This window comes from Plantactinospora sp. CA-290183, assembly GCF_050936375.1.
Lineage (GTDB): Bacteria > Actinomycetota > Actinomycetes > Mycobacteriales > Micromonosporaceae > Plantactinospora.
Genome location: NZ_JBNJMX010000036.1, coordinates 1 through 18,414, shown reverse-complemented (window position 1 = coordinate 18,414; position 18,414 = coordinate 1). Strand labels below are relative to the sequence as shown.

Here is an 18,414-nt window from a genome sequence, read left to right as displayed (position 1 = left end):
CGTTATCGCTTTCGGTTGTAGAAGGGCCCCCTCCTAACTCACCGGCCGCCTCCCCCCGGCGGAGCTGGCGCTACTAGGCTCGCCGGGTGGAGCGAACACCTACCCGGGTCCCCGGCGGCGGCCCCCGTACCGCCGTGGTCTGGGCCGTGCTGCGTCGCGAACTCGACCGGCAGGCCGGCCGGCAACTCACCGTGCTCGACGTCGGCGGCGGCACCGGCGGCTTCGCGGTGCCGCTGGCCGAGGCGGGGCACCGGGTCACGGTCGTCGACGCCAGCCCCGACGCGCTCGCCGCGCTGACCCGCCGGGCCAGCGAGGCCGGGGTGGCCGACCGGGTACGCGCGGTGCAGGGCGACGGCGACGCCCTGGCCGGACTGGTCGAACCGGCCGCCGCCGACCTCGTGCTCTGCCACGCGGTACTGGAGGTGGTCGACGATCCCGGGCGGGTCGTCGAGGCGCTCGCCACCGCGCTGCGTCCGGGTGGCGCGGCCAGCGTGCTCGTCGCCAACCGGGTCGCCGCCGTACTCAGCCGGGTGATGAACGGGCACCTCGACGTGGCCGCCACCCTGCTCGCCGATCCGGAGGGCCGCGCCGGGCCGCGGGACACCCTGCGTCGGCGCTACGACGCGGAGACCGCCGCCGCGCTGTTGCGCGCCGCCGGGCTCCAGGTCGAGGCGACCCACGGGGTACGGGTCTTCGCCGACCTCGTTCCGGCGGTGGCCGCCGACACCGATCCGCAGGCGGTGCTCGACCTGGAGTTGACCGTCGCCGCCGAGCCGCCCTACCGGGATGTGGCCGCCCAGCTGCACCTCTTCGCCCGCCGACCGGGATGATGGGGCCGCTGCACGAGGTCCGGCCGCGCTACCACGGTGGGAGCCTCTCCGACGTGCTGCCGAGCGCGCTGGCGGTGCTGGGCGTGTCGGCCGCCGCCGCCCCGGCAACCCGCGCCGGTCGGCCGGGGCCCCTCGATCCACTGGCGCTCGCCGACCCGCTCGGGCTGACCGGTCCGCTGGCCGGCGTACGCCGGATCGCCGTGCTGCTCGTCGACGGGCTCGGCTGGCACCAACTCCCGGTAGCGGCGCCGTACGCGCCGACCCTGGCCGACCTCGCCGTCCGCTTCGGGCGTCCGTTGACCTCGGGTTTCCCCTCCACCACCCCGACCAGCCTGGTCAGTTTCGGCACCGGGGCGGCTCCCGGCGTGCACGGCGTGCTCGGGTTCCGGGTGAACGTGCCCGGCACCGACCGGCTGCTCACCCACATCGACTGGCCGGGGTCGCCGGCGGCCGGGCCGGGCTTCCCGGGTGGCGGACCCGCCTCCCCGGTCGGTGGGCACCGGCCGGGCGGCTCCTGGCCCACCACCGACGTGCCGGCAGCGCCCGACCGGCCGCCCGGCGCGGTACCGGGCCCGGCGGACCGGCCGCCGGGGGAGCCGCCGGGGCCTTCCGGCACTGTCCCGGCCGGCGATCCCGAGCCCCGGCACTGGCAGCCGCTGCCGACCCAGTTGGAACGGGCCCGGGCGGCCGGGGTCGCGGTCACCGTGGTGAGCCGGCCGGAGTTCGCCACCAGCGGACTCAGCCTGGCCGCCTACGGAGATGTCGGCCATCGCGGTGCGGCCGAGGCCGACACCCTGGTCCGGGAGATGCTCGCCGCGCTGACCAGCGGCGACGGACCGACCCTGGTCTACGGCTACCACCCGGACGTGGACCGGCACGGCCACCTCGGCGGCGTCGGCTCGGCCGACTGGTGTGCCGCGGTCGCCGTGGTGGACGCCATGGTCGACCGGCTGGTCGCCGGGCTGCCGAGTGATGCCGCGCTGCTGGTCACCGCCGACCACGGGCAGCTCGACATTCCGCCGGAGGCGCGGTTCGACCTCGACACCGATCCTCGGCTGCGGGCCGGGGTGCGGGTGGTGGCCGGCGAGGCCCGGGTCCGCTATTTGCACACCGTGCCCGGCGCGACCGCCGACGTGCTGGCCACCTGGTCCGAGGTGCTGGGTACGGCCGCCCGGGTCGTCACCCGGGACGAGCTGGTCGCGGCGGGTTGGTTCGGGCCGGTGCCGGAGGCTCACCTGCGGCGGATCGGCGACGTGGCGGCGGTCTGCCTGGGCACCTCGGCGGTGGTCGCCTCGGTGGAGAGCCCGATCGAGGCGGGGCTGGTGGCCCTGCACGGATCCTCCACCTCCACGGAGATGACGATTCCGCTGCTGGTCGTGCGTTAGCTTCCGATCACCGGGAAGGCACGATGACCGGGACTCTCGGTTGGCCGGGACCACCGGCGCGATATCGCCCGGTGGTTTGGGTGGCGCGGACCGACAGAAACCTGACCACGGGGTGACCAAACGGTCGCGCTTCGTGGTACAACCTCCGAGGCAATTTCATCTGTGGTTGGAGGGGTAGCGGGGAATGGTGGACGCGACCGGACCAGGCTGGCGGCCTGAGTATCGCGGCGACGATGCCCGGGTCGGCGATGTCGGCTCGGGCAGAGAACTCGGCGCACACCTCTACTACCTCTACCGGGCCGGTCGTAACGAGCTGCCCCGGATCGCCAGGACCTACGCGGACGTGACCGTGCTGGTGCACCAGACGGCCGGGGCGATGGAAGGGCAGTTCGACCTGCCCGAGCGGGGGATCGGCCCGGCCCAGCAGCGTCTGCTGGAGTTGCGTGCCGAGGTGCAGGACGTGTTGCGGCTGACCTCGCTGCGGATGTCGGAGGTCGGCGCCGCGCTGGTCACCATCGCCGACCGGTACGCGGCCACGGACGAGGCGGCGGCCAAGGAGTTCACCCGGCTCCTCGGCAACAACGCGTCGGACTACCAGCGCCCCGCCCTCGCCCCGCCCGATCCCCCGGCCCCCGGGGATCCGCCGCTGGTGGATCGCATCCCCCGCAACATCGTTGACTGACCTGGCCGGACGGGAGACGCCATGGTCGACACTTCGATCCCCTTCGACTATCACCAGATGCACAAGTACCTCAACGAGATCGGCACCTACCTGGCCGAGCTGCACTACATCGACCAGGTGTTCGCGCACATGGACGGTATCGAATCCAGTTCGTGGGAGGTATTCGCCGAGATAGCCGCTGCCGGGACCGCTTCCGGTTCCTGGGTCACCGTGGAGTTCACCGGGACGGTGTCGTTCAGCCGTATGTGGCGGGTGCCGCCGCCGTTCCCCCCACGAATGATCTGGCAGGATTCGGTGGAGGAGGAGATCCGGAAGCAGATCGAGGAGTACCAGACGAAGGCTTCAGGGTGGGCGTCGGCCAACATGGACTCGATCAGGTTGATGGTCAAGCCACTGGCCCATCCCACCGGGTCCGTCTATCTCAACGACTTGATCCAACCGGTGCGGGACGCGCTGGCGCGGTTGGAAGACTCTGTGACCCACGACTTCGGCAAGCTGCGGCACAGCCTCGGCAACTGGTCCGGTGAGGCGGCCGACGACTTCGCCACCAACTTCTACAACCCCTTCGAGTACACCCTGGCGAGCCATCACCGGATGCTCGCCGCGCTCGTCACCGGCCTGGAGGCCGCGCACACGACTGTCGACCTCACCCAGCAGAGCTTGATGAACGTGCTGAAGGCCACCCGGGACGCACTCTTGGAGCAGTTGCGCCGGCGTCCCCAGCAGGCGGCGGCGCAGCAGCAGGAGCAGTCCACCAAGCACGCCATGATCATCGTCAGCGCGTTCGTACCCATGGCGAAGGGTAGGGATCTCTGGGCCAACAGCCTCGACATGGCCAGCGCCGGCACTTCCGCAGTGGCGAGCGGAGCAGCGCCGAGGTCAATGGATGGGCATGCCCTGACCGGAGGCACCGCCGAGGAGTTACTGCACGCTCTGACCGATGCCATCACGATCATCGATCAGAGATCGAACGGGCAGTATGAGGATCTTGATGGACAAGTGACGGGCGCCCTCGCTCGGATGGAGTCCATTCGGGACACGCCGGATGGGGAGGACGGGCGGCTGGTGCCTCGACAGCCCCGGCTGCTCGACGGCACCAACAGCAGCGACTTCCATCTACCGCGGGCCCGATGAACGGAGTTGTCGGCATGCAGGTACACCGTCGAGACCGTTATCCGATCGTTCGACGCTGGACAGTGTTTGCCTCAGCTGCCGCTCTTGTCATCGGCGGATGCGACTCCAGCCCGGAGCCGACCGAGACCCCCGAACCACGTATGACGTACGGGCAGTCGACCCCGGACATGTGCGAACGCATGAAGATGGCGGAGGTCGCTACACGGTTCGGTCTCAAGCTCAGATCCTCCTACGATCCGACGGTGCAGTTCGACACTCGGGGTAGCGACGTTTACCTGAGCTGCACCATCAGGGCCTACGACGAGAGTGAACGCTTCCGTACCGAGCTCGGGGAGTTTGATCCGGCCGGCACTGTCAGCCTGCGGACGTACCCAGAGCACGAGGATGCCGAGGACGCTCACAAGGCGGAGGTGACCTCGTTGCGGCGCTTCATGCAAGGCAAGCCGGAGATTTCGACACAGGCCGTCAGCGGCTGGTGGGACGAAGGGCACTATTTCCAGACGGTAGCTCCGCTCGACCCGAAGGATTACCGCTTCGAGAACCTCGACGCCGCCGGAGTGGAGGTTCTCTACGAACTTCGACACGGCAACCTGCGTGTCACCACGCGTATCGATACCGATGCGGCCACCCCCGAAATCGATCAGGTTCTCGCCTTCCTCCGTGACTTCGCGGAAGCGTTCACCAAGGAGGCGGTGTCCCATCTCTCCCGGACGGGACCAAACTGATTCGTCATGACAAGATTTTTCCACCACCATGCCGAGGTTGGCTTGCCGCGCTGGTTGGTGCTCTCCAGCCAGTTCGGGATCCGGCCTGGCGGACATGTGCCGGACGATTCGATCGAACAACTGGTGATCGCGCCCGTTCGTGGTCGAACTGCGACGGGGTCATTGTCGTCCACCGGCCGTCCTGCATCGGTGCACGCCACCTGTCACGCCTGCGCGCGCGGTACCTGATCGCGCCCGGAGCAGCGGTAGGCGCCCCAAGGTAGTGATGCCGCACCCACCGCCGCGCCCGGGTTATCGTCAGGTGGCGCTCGGTAGCCGCTGTTGCCGGCAGTCCGCGCCCTCGCCGGCGATGGCGAGCCGGGCGAGCTGGTCGGCGTCGAGCCGGATGGACAGCGCCGCCATCGCCGCCTCGTACTGGTCGAGGGTCCGGGGTCCGACCAGCGTGACCAGCTCCGGTGCCCGCTGGTGCAGCAGCCAGGCGAGCACGAGCTGGCTGCGGGTCACCCCGAGCTTGGCGGCGAGTTTGCCGAGCAGGGCGGTACCGAACCGGCGGAGGCTCTCCTCGGGGGCCCGGCGCAGGGTCTGCCCGCCCGCCCTCTCGTACTGCCGACGGTCAGCTCGCGCTCGTGCGGGTTCGACGGACCGCGTCCAGGTCGCGGATCCAGGCGCTGCCCGTGGGCGGGTCCACCACAGCGGGCCGCTCCCGGCCGGCGGTACGGCCCGGATGCGTCGTACCCGGGGTCTAGCCTGCTGGTATGGGTCGCAGTCAGTCCGTTCCCCGGGGTGCGGATCCGCGCTTCGGCGCGGACGCCGACGACTCTGGCTGTCCGATCCTGCACGTCGACATGGACGCGTTCTTCGCCGCGGTCGAGGTGCGCCGCCGGCCGGAGTTGCGCGGCCGGCCCGTCGTGGTCGGCGGGGTCGGGCCGCGCGGCGTGGTCAGCTCCGCCAGCTACGAGGCCCGGAAGTACGGGGTACGCAGCGCGATGCCGACGCTGCGGGCCCGGGCGCTCTGCCCGAAGGCGGTGTTCCTGCCGCCCGATTTCGGGCAGTACTCCGCCGCCTCCCGGGCGGTGATGGAGATCTTCCGCGACGTGACGCCGCTGGTCGAGCCGCTCTCCCTGGACGAGGCGTTCCTCGATGTGGCGGGGGCCCGCCGCCTGCTCGGCCGCCCCGCCGAGATCGCCCGGCTGATCCGGCGGCGGATCGTCGAGCAGGAGGGGCTGACCTGCTCGGTCGGGGTGGGGCCGAGCAAGTTCGTGGCGAAGCTGGGCTCCACCAGGGCCAAGCCGGACGGGCTGATGGTGGTGCCGGCCGACCGGGTGTTGGAGTTCCTGCGCCCGCTGCCGGTCGACGCGCTGTGGGGGGTGGGGGAGCGGGCCGCCGAGACCCTGCGCCGGCTCGGTCTGGCCACCGTCGGCGACATCGCCGAGGCGCCGATCGGCATGCTGCGGAGCAGCCTCGGCGAGGCGGCGGCGGCACACCTGCACGAGCTGGCCTGGGGGCGCGACCCCCGGCAGGTCAGCCCGGAGCAGGCCGAGAAGTCCATCGGGGCCGAGGTCACCTTCGACACCGACCTCGCCGAGCCGGAGACGATCCGGCGGGCGCTGCTGGCGCTCGCCGAGAAGGTCGGGATCCGGATGCGCCGGGCCGGGCAGGTGGGGCGGACGATATCCATCAAGGTGCGCTTCGCCGACTTCCGTACGATCAACCGGTCCCGCACCGTCGGCGGATCGACCGACGTGGCCCGGGAGATTTTTGACACCGCCTGGGCGCTCTTCACCGGGCTCGGGCCGGGTGACCGGATCCGGCTCGTCGGCGTACGGGTCGAGGGGCTCAGTGATGCCGGGCAGACTCCCCGGCAGCTCGCGCTCGGGGCGCCGGAGCACGGTTGGCGCGAGGCGGAGGCCGCCGCGGATGCCGCGGCTGCCCGATTCGGGCGTTCCATGGTGCGCCCGGCGAGCCTCTTGGGGGGCGACGACCTGCGCCGGACGGAAAATCCGGCGCGGCCATAGGTCGTCCCGCTTTCCGACCCGCGACCCCCCTCGTAGACTTGCGGTTAAGCAGCCGGGTTGGCTGCCACGGTCTGTCGGTCCGACCGGACCGACCAACGTGACCGGGGAGGAGTGCCGTGCCGCTCTCGGAGCACGAGCAGCGGCTGTTCGAGCAGATCGAGCAGTCGCTTGCCGAGGACCCCAAGTTCGCCTCGGCTGTGCGCGCCAGCGACCCGCGTTTCCACGCGCGGCGTCGCCTGCTCGTCGCGGTCAGCGTGATCATCGCTGGCCTTGCATTGGTTGTTTACGGCACGGTGAGCAAAACCCCGCTGCTCGGCGTGGCGGGCTTCGTGGTGATGCTCGGCGCGGCCGCGTTCGCGATGCAGTCCCATCGCAAGGGGCAGTCACCGGATCTGCACGTCGTCGGCGGCACGACCAGCCGCCGGACCCGTGGACGCCGCCCGTCACTGGTCGACCGGCTTGAGGAGAGGTGGCGGCAGCGGCCGGAAGGCCACCGCTGACCCGCTCCGTCCCCAACGGCAGCGCCCCGGCCCGGCCGGGGCGACTCCGCGCGGCGGCACCCCTCCGCCAAGATCGCGGTGATCAGGGAGTGGTTCCCGCGTGTCGTCGGCGTGTCGCCTGTTCCGCTCCCTGATCACCGGGATCTCCGCAGGGGGCGATGACCGCCGGCCGCTTCGTCACCGTTCAGCGTCCCTGTCGGGTGCCGGCAGCAGCCGTGACCGGGGTCGGGCGCGCCCGCACCCCCGCCCCGGCCCAAGATCCGCGTGATCAGGGGCTGAGCGGTACGACACGCCGACGACACGCCGAACAACTCCCTGATCACGCGGATCTTGCGGCGGGGCGCGGGCGGGGGCGGGGGTGGGGGCGGGTGGGTTCAGCGGGAGGCGCGGGCCAGGATGCGGCGGGGGTTCCAGCGCAGCAGGCGGTCCCGGACCTGGCCCGTGACCCCGACGAACCGGGCCGACGCGTCCATGATCGCCAACCGCCAGCGGAACAGCACCGAGGGCGGCAGCGTGGCCGCCGTGATCCGGGTACGTCGATCCGCGCCGGCCAGCAGCGCACGCCGTACGGAGCGGAGAGCGTCGCGCAGCGACCCGTCCCGCAGCGGCTGCCGGGCGTACCGGGCCCGTTCCTCGGCCCGGCCCAGCAGGCGCGCCGCCTCCCGGGCCTCGCCGTCCACCTGCGTGGCCACCAACCGCTCGGCGGTGGCCCGGGGCGTCTCGGCGGGATCGACCGGGATCCGGAAGTCCACCATGGTGTCGATCAGCTCGTCCCAGGCCGCGTGCGCGTCGGCCCGGATCCGCTCCAGCTCCGTGTCGCTGACCACCACCCGGGCCACCCCCGGAGACGATGGGTCACCCGCCACCGACGCCGCCAGCGCGCTCGCCGTCGCCGCCTGCCCCTGGCGCCGGCGGCGCAGCAGGGCCCGGCGGAGGGCGGGTACGGTGAGTAGCGCCAGCAGCAGCACCAGCCCGGCGGCGGTGAACCACGGCCAGCTCGGCCCGCTGTTCGGGGCCGCCCCGGCGCCGTCGCCGAGGTTTTCGTCGACGGCGCGGTCAGGCCGGTCGTCGGCGGCCGGGCCGGCCGACGGATCCGTCTCCGGTCCCGCGCTCGGCGCCGGTGCCGCCGGCAGCGGGTCCGGCGCGTCCACGTCCGGGGCCCAGTCGGAGCGGGTCGACCCGGGCACGTTTGCCGTGGGGGTGGCGTCGAACGGGACCCAGCCGATCTGTGCGAAGTAGACCTCGGTCCAGGCGTGCATGTTCAGGTTGGTCAGCGTGTACGTGTTGCCTTCGATGTTGTTGCCGTTGGTGAAGCCCAGCGCGACCCGCGCCGGGATGCCGGCCGCCCGGACCAGCCAGGCCAGCCCGGCGGCGTACTGCTGACAGAAGCCGACCTTGTTGGTGAGGAAGTTGACGATGTCCTGCCCGCTCGTCCCGCCCTCGGTGCTGAGGCTGTAGCTGAATCCGTTGTCCCGGGAGAAGTAGTCGTAGAGCGCCCGGACCTTCTCGTAGTCACTCCGCTTGTTGCGGGTCAACCGCTCGACCAGCTCCTCCACCTCGCGCACCGGTTCGACCGCGGCGAACTGCCGGCGCATCGGGTCCTCGGCGGAGAGCGACGGCGCGGCGGCCAACGCCTCCGGGGTGTAGGCGGAGCGCACGTACTCGAAGGAGTAGTTCTGGCCCCGCGACTGGGTCCGGTTGGAGAAGACGATCTGCCGGTTGGGGTCGTAGAGCCAGCTCGAATCGACCCCGTCCGCGTTCACCGGCTCGGCGTAGACCGGCAGGAACGGCATGTTGAAGTCGAGGATCTCCACCCGGGCCTGGTGCGCGCTGCGGGTCACGCCCCGCTGCGCGGGCTGGTCACCCTCGCGCGGGTCGGGCAGGGTCCGGGTCACCGGGCTGCCGCTGGGGGTACGGGCGGCGAAGCCGGTGCGCCGCAGGTCGTCGGCGACGGCGAAGCGCAGGTAGTACGGGTCGGGGTCGTCGGTCGTCACCCTGACGAAGTCCCGCACCTCCGAGCGGTTGAGTTCGCCGCTGAGCGAGGCGAAGAGGTTGACCCGGCCCGGGGAGTTCCCGGTGCCCCGGCCGTTGCCGTTGCCGTCGCCGGCGGTGTTGAACCGGTCGAACAGCCCCGAGGTCATCCCCGGTACGGCCAGCGGGAGCAGCACCGCCACGACGACGCCGACGACCGCCAGCCGGCGGCCGGCGGCGGCCAGCGGCGAGGGCTCCCAGACGTCCACGTCCCGCCCGTCCCCGGTGAACCGCCGGCCGAAGTGGCGCACCCGGTCGACGTTGTCCGCCGCCAGCAGCCACAGGTAGCCGGCCGCGCCGATGACGAAGGGCAGCGCCTGGACGCTGTCGACGTACACCGCCACCGGCACCGAGTAGATGGCCAGCATCGGCAGCCCGGCCAGGGCGGGGCGGCGCAACCCGACCGTGAGCAGGTCCACCACGACCGCCACCGCGCCGACCCCGAGCACGGTGATGAAGAGCAGCGGGTCGGTGTCCTGCACCGGCGCGCCGTACGAGCGCATGTCCTGGGCCGAGCCGCCGAGCAGGGCGCCGAAGTGCGTGATGGTGCCCGGCGTGGGCAGCACGGTCAGCAGTTCGCTGCCGCTGGGGAACATCCAGGTCAGCCCGAGCAGCAGACCGCCGAGCATGCTGAGCGCCTGGGCCCAGACCGGCGCCCGCCACCACCGGACCAGCGCCGCCGCCCCGGCGACCAGGGCGACCGCGATCACGCACTGCACCAGCCAGGTCCACCGCTCGAAGATCACCGAGAGCGGCGCCGAGGCCAGCAGGGTGGCCGCCGCGGCGACGAACCCGAGATGGCGGCGACCCCTCATGACGTACCTCCGGCGCTGCTCGTCGTCATCGTCACTGCGTCGTACCGGGTCACCGGACGCCGCCGGCGACGGTCTCGGCCAGCGCGGCCCGCCAGGCGAAGCCCTGCGAGCCGCGGGCGGCCTGCGGCCAGAGCGCCGGCAGCTTGCTGCCGTGCTCGACACCCACCACCCGCCAGCCGCTCTGCAACAGCCCGAGCGCGGCGGCCCCGTGCGCGTGGTCGGCCTCGGCCCGCGCGGTGGGGGTCAGGTTGAGCCAGGTCGAGGAGTCGACCAGGAACGCCACGCAGGTCGCGCCGCTGCCGCGCAGGCCGGCCAGCAGTTCGGCCTCGGGACCGGTCAGCGTGCCGAGCAGCGCGATGACCAGCCCGCCGTCCGACCGCTGCCGGACCCGTTCGACAAGCGTCGCCACGTCGCCACGCTGACTCAACCGTACGTCGGCGAGGTAGTCCAGCAGCAGCCCGTCGCCGCCGGCCTCGTTGGCGTTCACGTCGATCCCGGAGTCGCTGACCAGCCGCAGCTTGTAGCCGGAGTGCCGCAGGTGCACGGCGATGCTGGCCACGGCCGACACCGCCCACTCGAAGCTGGCGGTCGGCCCCTCACCGCGGTGCGCGAAGGTGCGGGTGTCCAGCACCACCGTCGCCCGGCTCTCCCAGGGCTGTTCCTCGCGGCGCACCATCAGCTCGCCGGTGCGGGCGGTGGACTTCCAGTGCACCCGGCGCAGGTCGTCGCCGCGCCGGTACTCCCGGGTGGCCGCGTCGTCCTCGCCGTGCACCGCCACCGACCGCGCCCGGCTCTCCCCGGTGCCGGCGTACTCGCCGGTCAGCCGGACCGACGGCAGGGCGGTGACCTGCGGGATCACGGTCAACGGGTCGACGCTGGGGAAGGCGCGGGTGAGTTCGCAGAGGCCGAACGGGTCGGTCAGCCGGACCACCAGCGGCCCCACCTCGTACCGGCCCCGGACGTCGGCGCGCACGGTGTACGCCACCGAGCTGGCCTGGTGCGCGCCGAGTCGTTCGAGGACCACCCGGGGACGGCTGCCCAGGGCGTACGGGAGCCGGTCCTCCAGCAGCAGCGTCCCGGTCGGCAGCCGGGACATGTTCTGCAGCCGGAGCACCACCCGGGAGCTGGCCCCGACGGGCACCCGGTGCGGTTCCAGCGAGCGGTTGCAGGCCAGCTTGTAGCGGCTGCGCCCGACGTAGAGCGCGGCCAGCAGCGGCAGCACGGCGAGCAGGATGGCGACCCGGAGCAGGTCCTTCTCGCCGAGGATCAGCGCGGAGAGCGTCGCCGCCAGGGCTGCGGCGAGGAAGGACCGCCCGCGCGTGGTCAGGCCCCGTAGCGCCTCGCGCACCTCATCGCCTCCGCGGCTCGTACTGGGTCCGTCCGTCCCCGGACTGCGGCCGGTTGTCGTACGGCGAGCGCTGCCGCTCGTGCGGCAGGGGCAGCCGGTGCACCAGCTCCGCGACGATCGAGTCCGTGGTCCGGCGGGCGAGCTGGGCGTCCGGGGTGGAGATGATCCGGTGCGCGAGCACCGGCACGGCCAGCGCCTGCAGGTCGTCGGGGAGGACGTAGTCGCGACCCTCCAGCGCGGCCACCGCGCGGGCGGTGCGCAGCAGTTGCAGGGTGGCCCGGGGGGAGGCGCCGAGGCGCAGGTCGGGCGCCTCGCGGGTGGCGGTGACCAGGTCGACGGCGTACTGCTTCACCACGTCGGCGACGTGTACGTCGCGGACCGTGGCGATCAGGCGCCGGACGGTCGCCGCGTCGGAGACGGGCCGCAGCTCGTGGATCGGGTCCCGGCCGCCGTGCGCGTCGAGCATGGCCAGCTCCGCGCCCGGGTCGGGGTAGCCCATCGCGATCCGGGCGGTGAACCGGTCGCGCTGCGCCTCCGGCAGCGGATAGGTCCCCTCCATCTCGATCGGGTTCTGGGTGGCGATCACCATGAACGGGGTCTGCAGCTCGTAGGTGACCCCGTCGACGGTCACCTGCCGCTCCTCCATGCACTCCAGCAGCGCCGACTGGGTTTTCGGGGAGGCCCGGTTGATCTCGTCGCCGACGACCAGGTTGGCGAAGACGGCGCCCGGCTTGAACTCGAAGTCGTGGGTCTCCTGGTTGTAGACGCTGACCCCGGTGACATCGCTTGGCAGCAGGTCGGGGGTGAACTGGATGCGTCGGACGGAACAGTCGATGGAGCGGGCGAGCGCCTTGGCGAGTTTGGTCTTGCCGACGCCGGGAACGTCCTCGATCAGGAGATGGCCCTCGGCCAGCAGTACGGCGAGCGCGAGCCGGACGGTGGCGGTCTTGCCCTCGATGACCTCCTCGATGTTCGCCACGATGGCATCGCTGGCGGCGCGGAACTGGTCGCTGGGCAGTGCGCCGCCCAGCTCGTCCCAGGTCTGTGAAGTCACGGGCCTCCTCCTCGTCGATCACGGCTGCCTAGTAGAGAGTCGCTGGGCGGGCCGTATGGTTCGCGGGAGAGTACGTCCGTTCGTCGGTACCGGGATCACCCGCATCCTCAGGCTAGCCGCATTCGGCTGTGGAGCCGAGCACACTGCGCTGCCCGGCCGCCCCGCGCACACCCCGGTATCGGGTGCGACAGCCCGGCGGGGAGGCGGTACAGTTGGCCCCATGTCCGGGTTCCACCTGCTTCTTAGCGAGCCGTGCTGACGCGACAGACAGCGACAGCGCGGCGGCCCCTCCTGAGCGAGGGGCTTTTTTGTGCCCGGAGATCAGCGGTCCGGGGACAGCAGCGCGGGGGACAGCAGCCCGGAGACAGCACCGGAACGTGTGGCGGTGACGACGGAAGCGAGGAGACGCCATCATGAGCGAGGCAGCCGAGCCGGCGGTGGACATTCCGCCGTTCCGGTACACCGCCGCCCTGGCCGGAGAGATCGAGACCCGCTGGCAGGACCGCTGGGAGGAGCGCGGCACCTTCCGGGCGCCGAACCCGGTCGGCCCGCTGGCCGATCCCGGGCATCCGCGGGCGGGCGCCGAGAAGCTGTACGTGCTGGACATGTTCCCCTACCCGTCCGGGGCGGGCCTGCACGTCGGGCACCCGCTGGGCTACATCGGCACCGACTGCTTCGCCCGCTACCAGCGGATGGCCGGGCGCAACGTGCTGCACACGATGGGGTTCGACGCGTTCGGGCTGCCCGCCGAGCAGTACGCGGTGCAGACCGGGACGCACCCGCGGACCACCACCGAGGCGAACATCCGGTACTACCGCTCCCAGCTGCGCCGGCTGGGGCTGGGCCACGACGACCGGCGGTCGGTGGCCACCATCGACACCGACTACTACCGCTGGACGCAGTGGATCTTCCTGCAGGTCTTCAACTCCTGGTACGACGAGACCGCCCGCCGAGCCCGGCCGATCGCCGAACTGGTCGCCGAGTTCGAGGCCGGCACCCGCGGCACCCCGGACGGCCGCCCGTGGGCGGAGCTGTCCGCCGCCGAGCGCCGGCGGATCGTCGACGACCACCGGCTGGCGTACGTCTCCGAGGCGCCGGTCAACTGGTGCCCCGGGCTGGGCACCGTGCTGGCCAACGAGGAGGTCACCCCGGACGGCCGCTCGGACCGGGGCGACTTCCCGGTCTTCAAGCGCAACCTGAGGCAGTGGATGATGCGGATCACCGCCTACGGTGACCGGCTGGTGGACGACCTGGACGCGCTGGACTGGCCCGAGCCGATCAAGCTGATGCAGCGCAACTGGATCGGCCGGTCGACCGGGGCGCACATCACCTTCGCGACGCGGCCGGAGTCCCCGGGCGCCGCCGATCCGATCCGGGTCTTCACCACCCGCCCGGACACCGTGTTCGGTGCCACCTACCTGGTGCTGGCCCCCGAGCACCCGCTGGTCGAGACGCTGACCGGGCAGTCCTGGCCGGCCGGGACGAAGCAGGCCTGGACCGGCGGGCAGGCGACCCCGGGGGCGGCCGTGGACGCCTACCGGAAGGCGGCCGGGGCGAAGACCGACATCGAGCGCCAGGCGGAGAACCGGGAGAAGACCGGCGTCTTCATCGGGGCGTACGCCACCAACCCGGTCAACGGGGCGCAGATCCCGATCTTCATCGCCGACTACGTGCTGGCCGGCTACGGCACCGGCGCGATCATGGCGGTACCCGCCCAGGACGAGCGGGACTGGGAGTTCGCCGAGATCTTCGACCTGCCGATCGTGCGGACCGTGCAGCCGCCGGAGAACTTCGCCGGCAGGGCGTACACCGGTGACGGCCCGGCGATCAACAGCGCCGACCCCGACCGCGGCCTGGACCTGAACGGGCTCCGGATCGCCGACGCGAAGGCGAGGGTCACCGCGTGGCTGGAGGCCAACGGGCACGGCTCCGGCGCGGTGACCTACCGGCTGCGGGACTGGCTGTTCAGCCGGCAGCGCTACTGGGGCGAGCCGTTCCCGATCGTCTACGACGAGGACGGCAACACGATCGCGCTGCCCGAGTCGATGCTGCCGGTCGAGCTGCCCGAGGTGGACGACTTCTCGCCGAAGACCTTCGACCCGGACGACGCCGGGTCCAACCCGGAGACCCCGCTGTCCCGGCGCAAGGACTGGGTGGAGGTCGAGCTGGACCTGGGTGACGGGCCCAGGCGCTACACCCGGGAGACCAACGTGATGCCGCAGTGGGCCGGCTCGTGCTGGTACGAGCTGCGCTACCTGGACCCGACCAACTCCGACCGGTTCGTCGACCCGGCCAACGAGCGGTACTGGCGGGGCTGCACCCCGCGATCAGTGGGGACTGATCAGCCGTCGGCGGCCAGGAGCACGCCGTGCTGCACCTGCTGTACTCGCGGTTCTGGCACAAGGTGCTGTACGACCTGGGGCACGTCTCGTCCTTCGAGCCGTACCGCAGGCTGTTCAACCAGGGCATGATCCAGGCGTACGCCTACCGGGACGCCCGGGGCAGCTGGGTCGAGGCCGAGCAGGTGGTGGAACGGGACGGCGGCTGGTACTTCGGCGACCAGTCGGTCCGCCGCGAGTACGGCAAGATGGGCAAGTCCCGGAACAACGTGGTGACCCCGGACGAGATGTGCGCGGCGTACGGCGCGGACACCTTCCGGGTCTACGAGATGTCGATGGGGCCGCTGGAGGTCTCCCGGCCCTGGGAGACCCGGGCGGTGATCGGGGCGTACCGCTTCCTGCAGCGGGTGTGGCGGGCGCTGGTGGACGAGCGGACCGGCGAGCTGCGGGTCGTGGACGGCCCGGCCGACGAGGCGACCCGCCGGCTGCTGCACCGTACCGTCGAGGGGGTCCGGGCCGACCTGGACGGCATCCGGATGAACACCGCGATCGCCAAGCTGATCGAGTTGACCAACGGGCTGACCCGGCTGGATGCCACGCCCCGGGAGGTGGCCGAGCCGCTGGTGCTGATGCTGTCGCCGTTCGCGCCGCACGTGGCGGAGGAGCTGTGGCAGCGGCTGGGGCACGCCGACTCGCTGGCGTACGAGCCGTTCCCGGTGGCCGACCCGGCGCTGCTGGTGGAGGCGACGGTCACCTACCCGGTCCAGGTCAACGGCAAGGTCCGCGGCCGGGTCGAGGTGGCGGCGGACGCGGCCGAGGAGACGGTACGGCTGGCCGCGCTGGCCGCCGTCGCCGACCAGTTGGGCGGTAGGGAGCCCCGGAAGGTGATCGTGGTCGCGGGGCGGATGGTCAGCGTCGTCGTCTGACCCCGGCGACGCGTCGGTGCGCGGTGGTTGCTGGGCGGCGGGGGCCCCTCGCCCAGCAACCCCCTGTGGTCTACTGCGCCGCGAGCCGGAACGACTGGGCGGCGCTGCCGTTGCAGGCGTACTGCACCAGCTGGACGCCGTCGGCGCCTGAGCCGCCCGGCGTGTCCAGGCACTTGCCGGTGAGCCGGTTGACCAGCCGGTGGTAGCCGCCGGTCTCCGGTACCGCCTGCCACTGCTGGTTGTCGCCTCCGCTGTAGGTCCAGAGCTGGATCGGCGCGTTGTCGGCGGTGGAGACGTCCTTCACGTCGAGGACCCGGGCGCTGTTGCCCCGGTTGTTCACCCGGACGTAGCCGCCGCTGGTGGGCTGGAGCTGGTACTGCTGGGCCAGGCTGGCGTTGCAGGTGTACTGCTGGATCGCGGTGCCGTTCGCGGTGCCGGCGGCGCGGGCGTCCACGCACTTGCCGCTGCCCCGGTTGACCAGGCTGTACCAGGCGGTCGGGGAGATCGGGTCGGTGGGCGGCTCCGGGTTGCCGCCGCCTCCGCCGCCTCCGCCACCGAGCCAGAGCAACCCGTCGATGACGAACCGGTTCTGCACCTCGCTGCCGAAGGTGGAGGAGAGCGGCACGTCGTTGGCGTAGTCCATCGCGTTGTGGCCGAAGTTCGCGTACAGCATCCTGTAGCCGGTGTTGGTCCACATGATCGGGTAGTAGCCGCTGCGCCAGGTCTGGTTCGGGTCGGTGCCCAGCGGGAAGCTGCTGGGGTCGACCGAGGCCAGGATGTCGATGTTCGGGTTGGTCCGCAGGTCGCGGCTCCAGCTGTACCACTCGCTGACCGACGAGGTGAACGTGGCGGGCAGCCGGACGGTGGACGGGTGGGCGCGGTCCTCGACCCGCAGCACGGCGGTGGTCGGTCCCCAGGTGTTGGACTGGAACGCACCGGTGCCGAGGAACTGGTTGTGGTACCAGTCCCAGCCGCCCGGGTTGTCGGTCCACGCCGAGACGTGGAAGCCGAGCCAGGCGCCGCCGCCCCGCATGTACTGCTCGAACGCCGGGCGCTGGGCGACCGGTGGCAGGTCGTCGAGGAAGACCACCACCTGGTACTGGGCCAGGTTGGCGGTGTTCAGCCGGCTCCAGTCGCTGGTGGCGGTGTAGGAGAAGTTGTGCTGTGCGGCGATCTGCGGGAACCACTGGTTGGCTTCCCGGACGAAGCTGATGTGGGCCGCGTCCCAGGTGCCGTTGTAGAAGGCGATCACGTTGAAGGCCGGGGCGGCGGCCCGGCGGTTGCCGTGGGCGGGCTGGGCGGCGACGGTCACCAGCGCCAGGAGCAGCGCGAGGAACGGGACCAGTCTTCGGGTCGGGCGGGTGGGGGTGGCGGCGGTCATGCGCGTCCTCTCGCTCGTCGTCGCGCTGACGGGGCGTCGGGGGTGGGGCGCGACGATCGATGACACGCTATGCCTGAAATGATCTTGCGTCAATTACTGTAACGAACCTTTACTTATCGTGCCGCCGCGCCTTTTTGGAGCGTGGGCCGGCCGGTCGCTCCGGCTCCGGCCACCCCGTCAGCCCGGCGGCCGGGTGGCTCTCGCCCGCCTGTAGAGCTGCCCCGTCCGTGCGCCCGCCGGCCCCCGCCGACTTCCGCCGACTTCCGCCGATCTCCGCCGGCCTCCGCCGGCCCCGCCGGGCAGCTCGTCGAGCCGACGGGCCAGGACGCGGGTGGTTAACAGGGGGCCCTTCCTATGCAGAAAGCGATAATGGGGGGCCCTTCCTTACAGCAGGTCTTCGACGGTGATGGGGAGCTTGCGGATGCGGCGGCCGGTGGCGTGGTGCACGGCGTTGGCGATCGCGGCGGAGGCGCCCACGATGCCGATCTCGCCGACCCCCTTCACGCCGAGCGGGTTCACCACCCGGTCGGCCACCTCGATGGTGTCGATCACCACGTCCGGCACGTCGGCGTTGACCGGGATCAGGTAGTCGGCGAGGTTCGCGTTGGCCCACCGGCCGGTGTGCTCGTCCATCTGGCTCGCCTCCAGCAGCGCCTGGCCCAGCCCCCACAGCATCCCGCCGAGCAGTTGACTGTGCGCCGTCCGGCGGTTGAGCACCCGCCCGGGGGCGAAGACGCCGACCATCCGGCGTACCCGGACCCGGCCGAGGTCGGCATCCACCGCCACCTCGGCGAACTGGGCGCCGAACGTGTGCATGGCGTGGTCGGAGCCCATCGGGCTCGGCGGGACGAAGTTGCTCATCGCCTCCAGGTCCGGCAGGTGGTTGCGGCGCAGCAGGTCGACGTAGGTCTCGCCGACCTCGGGCCGGTCGGACCGGCTCATCCGGCCGTCGGCGACCACCACGCTGCCGGGATCGGCGCCGTGCAGCGGCGACTGCGCGTCCCCGACCGCCTGCCGGACGAGCTGGTCGCGCAGCGCGGTGGCGGCCAGGTGTACGGCGCCGCCGACCGCGCCCGCGCCGGCCGAGCCCACGGCGGCGGCGATGTTGGGCAGGTCGGTGGTGCCGCCGACGAACCGCATCCGGTCGACCGGCAGGCCGAGACCGTCGGCGGCGACCTGGGTCATCGCGGTGAGGACTCCGGTGCCGAACTCGGAGACGCCGGCCTCGACCACCGCGGTGCCGTCCACG

The 18,414-nt window shown here is 72.0% G+C and carries 13 protein-coding genes and 1 pseudogene; 8 read left to right on the top strand and 6 right to left on the bottom strand.

Features of this window, described 5'->3' with window-relative positions; translation table 11 throughout:
• The first annotated feature begins 86 nt into the window (after positions 1–86).
• From ACQEUR_RS24365 to ACQEUR_RS24345, 5 genes are all read left to right on the top strand, one after another.
• Complete coding sequence (locus ACQEUR_RS24365; RefSeq protein WP_433035419.1) at positions 87–830, top strand: methyltransferase domain-containing protein; 744 nt, start codon at positions 87–89, stop codon at positions 828–830.
• Positions 827–2,215, top strand: a complete 1,389-nt coding sequence (locus ACQEUR_RS24360) for an alkaline phosphatase family protein (protein WP_433035416.1) — start codon at positions 827–829, stop codon at positions 2,213–2,215. Before ACQEUR_RS24365 ends, ACQEUR_RS24360 begins: the two co-directional genes overlap by 4 nt.
• Before the next feature lie 184 nt (positions 2,216–2,399).
• Complete coding sequence (locus tag ACQEUR_RS24355; RefSeq protein WP_433035413.1) at positions 2,400–2,897, top strand: hypothetical protein; 498 nt, start codon at positions 2,400–2,402, stop codon at positions 2,895–2,897.
• A gap of 21 nt (positions 2,898–2,918) precedes the next feature.
• Positions 2,919–4,031 (top strand): hypothetical protein, encoded by a 1,113-nt coding sequence (locus tag ACQEUR_RS24350; RefSeq protein ID WP_433035410.1) that lies wholly within the window; start codon positions 2,919–2,921, stop codon positions 4,029–4,031.
• Positions 4,028–4,756: a hypothetical protein gene (locus ACQEUR_RS24345; RefSeq protein ID WP_433035407.1), complete on the top strand. Its 729-nt coding sequence runs from the start codon at positions 4,028–4,030 to the stop codon at positions 4,754–4,756. Before ACQEUR_RS24350 ends, ACQEUR_RS24345 begins: the two co-directional genes overlap by 4 nt.
• Before the next feature lie 297 nt (positions 4,757–5,053).
• Here ACQEUR_RS24345 and ACQEUR_RS24340 read toward each other — a convergent pair whose 3' ends face one another.
• On the bottom strand, positions 5,054–5,290 hold the full coding sequence (locus tag ACQEUR_RS24340) for an aldo/keto reductase (RefSeq protein WP_433035444.1): 237 nt from the start codon (positions 5,288–5,290) through the stop codon (positions 5,054–5,056).
• 221 nt (positions 5,291–5,511) lie between these two features.
• Here ACQEUR_RS24340 and ACQEUR_RS24335 point away from each other — a divergent pair, with 221 nt between their 5' ends.
• Together ACQEUR_RS24335 and ACQEUR_RS24330 are read left to right on the top strand one after the other, a co-directional pair.
• The gene (locus ACQEUR_RS24335; RefSeq protein ID WP_433035404.1) at positions 5,512–6,771 is read left to right on the top strand and encodes a DNA polymerase IV; all 1,260 of its coding nucleotides are present in this window, start codon (positions 5,512–5,514) and stop codon (positions 6,769–6,771) included.
• A gap of 116 nt (positions 6,772–6,887) precedes the next feature.
• On the top strand, positions 6,888–7,271 hold the full coding sequence (locus tag ACQEUR_RS24330; protein ID WP_433035401.1) for a DUF3040 domain-containing protein: 384 nt from the start codon (positions 6,888–6,890) through the stop codon (positions 7,269–7,271).
• Between the two features lie 374 nt (positions 7,272–7,645).
• Here ACQEUR_RS24330 and ACQEUR_RS24325 read toward each other — a convergent pair whose 3' ends face one another.
• The 3 genes from ACQEUR_RS24325 to ACQEUR_RS24315 are packed head-to-tail and all read right to left on the bottom strand — an operon-like array spanning position 7,646 to position 12,519.
• Positions 7,646–10,117 (bottom strand): transglutaminase TgpA family protein, encoded by a 2,472-nt coding sequence (locus ACQEUR_RS24325; protein WP_433035398.1) that lies wholly within the window; start codon positions 10,115–10,117, stop codon positions 7,646–7,648.
• 49 nt (positions 10,118–10,166) lie between these two features.
• Entirely contained in the window at positions 10,167–11,465 is a 1,299-nt protein-coding gene (locus ACQEUR_RS24320) for a DUF58 domain-containing protein (protein WP_433035390.1), read from the bottom strand.
• 1 nt (position 11,466) lies between these two features.
• On the bottom strand, positions 11,467–12,519 hold the full coding sequence (locus tag ACQEUR_RS24315; RefSeq protein ID WP_433035387.1) for an AAA family ATPase: 1,053 nt from the start codon (positions 12,517–12,519) through the stop codon (positions 11,467–11,469).
• Positions 12,520–12,932: 413 nt separating this feature from the next.
• Between ACQEUR_RS24315 and leuS the strand changes: the two are divergent.
• Positions 12,933–15,784, top strand: a pseudogene (leuS, locus tag ACQEUR_RS24310) (leucine--tRNA ligase).
• 70 nt (positions 15,785–15,854) lie between these two features.
• On the opposite strand, the gene ACQEUR_RS24305 reads toward leuS, so the two are convergent.
• Together ACQEUR_RS24305 and ACQEUR_RS24300 are read right to left on the bottom strand one after the other, a co-directional pair.
• Complete coding sequence (locus ACQEUR_RS24305; RefSeq protein WP_433035384.1) at positions 15,855–17,165, bottom strand: ThuA domain-containing protein; 1,311 nt, start codon at positions 17,163–17,165, stop codon at positions 15,855–15,857.
• Positions 17,166–17,549: 384 nt separating this feature from the next.
• Positions 17,550–18,414 (bottom strand): xanthine dehydrogenase family protein molybdopterin-binding subunit (locus ACQEUR_RS24300; protein ID WP_433035381.1); only part of this gene is annotated, 865 nt, incomplete at its 5' end.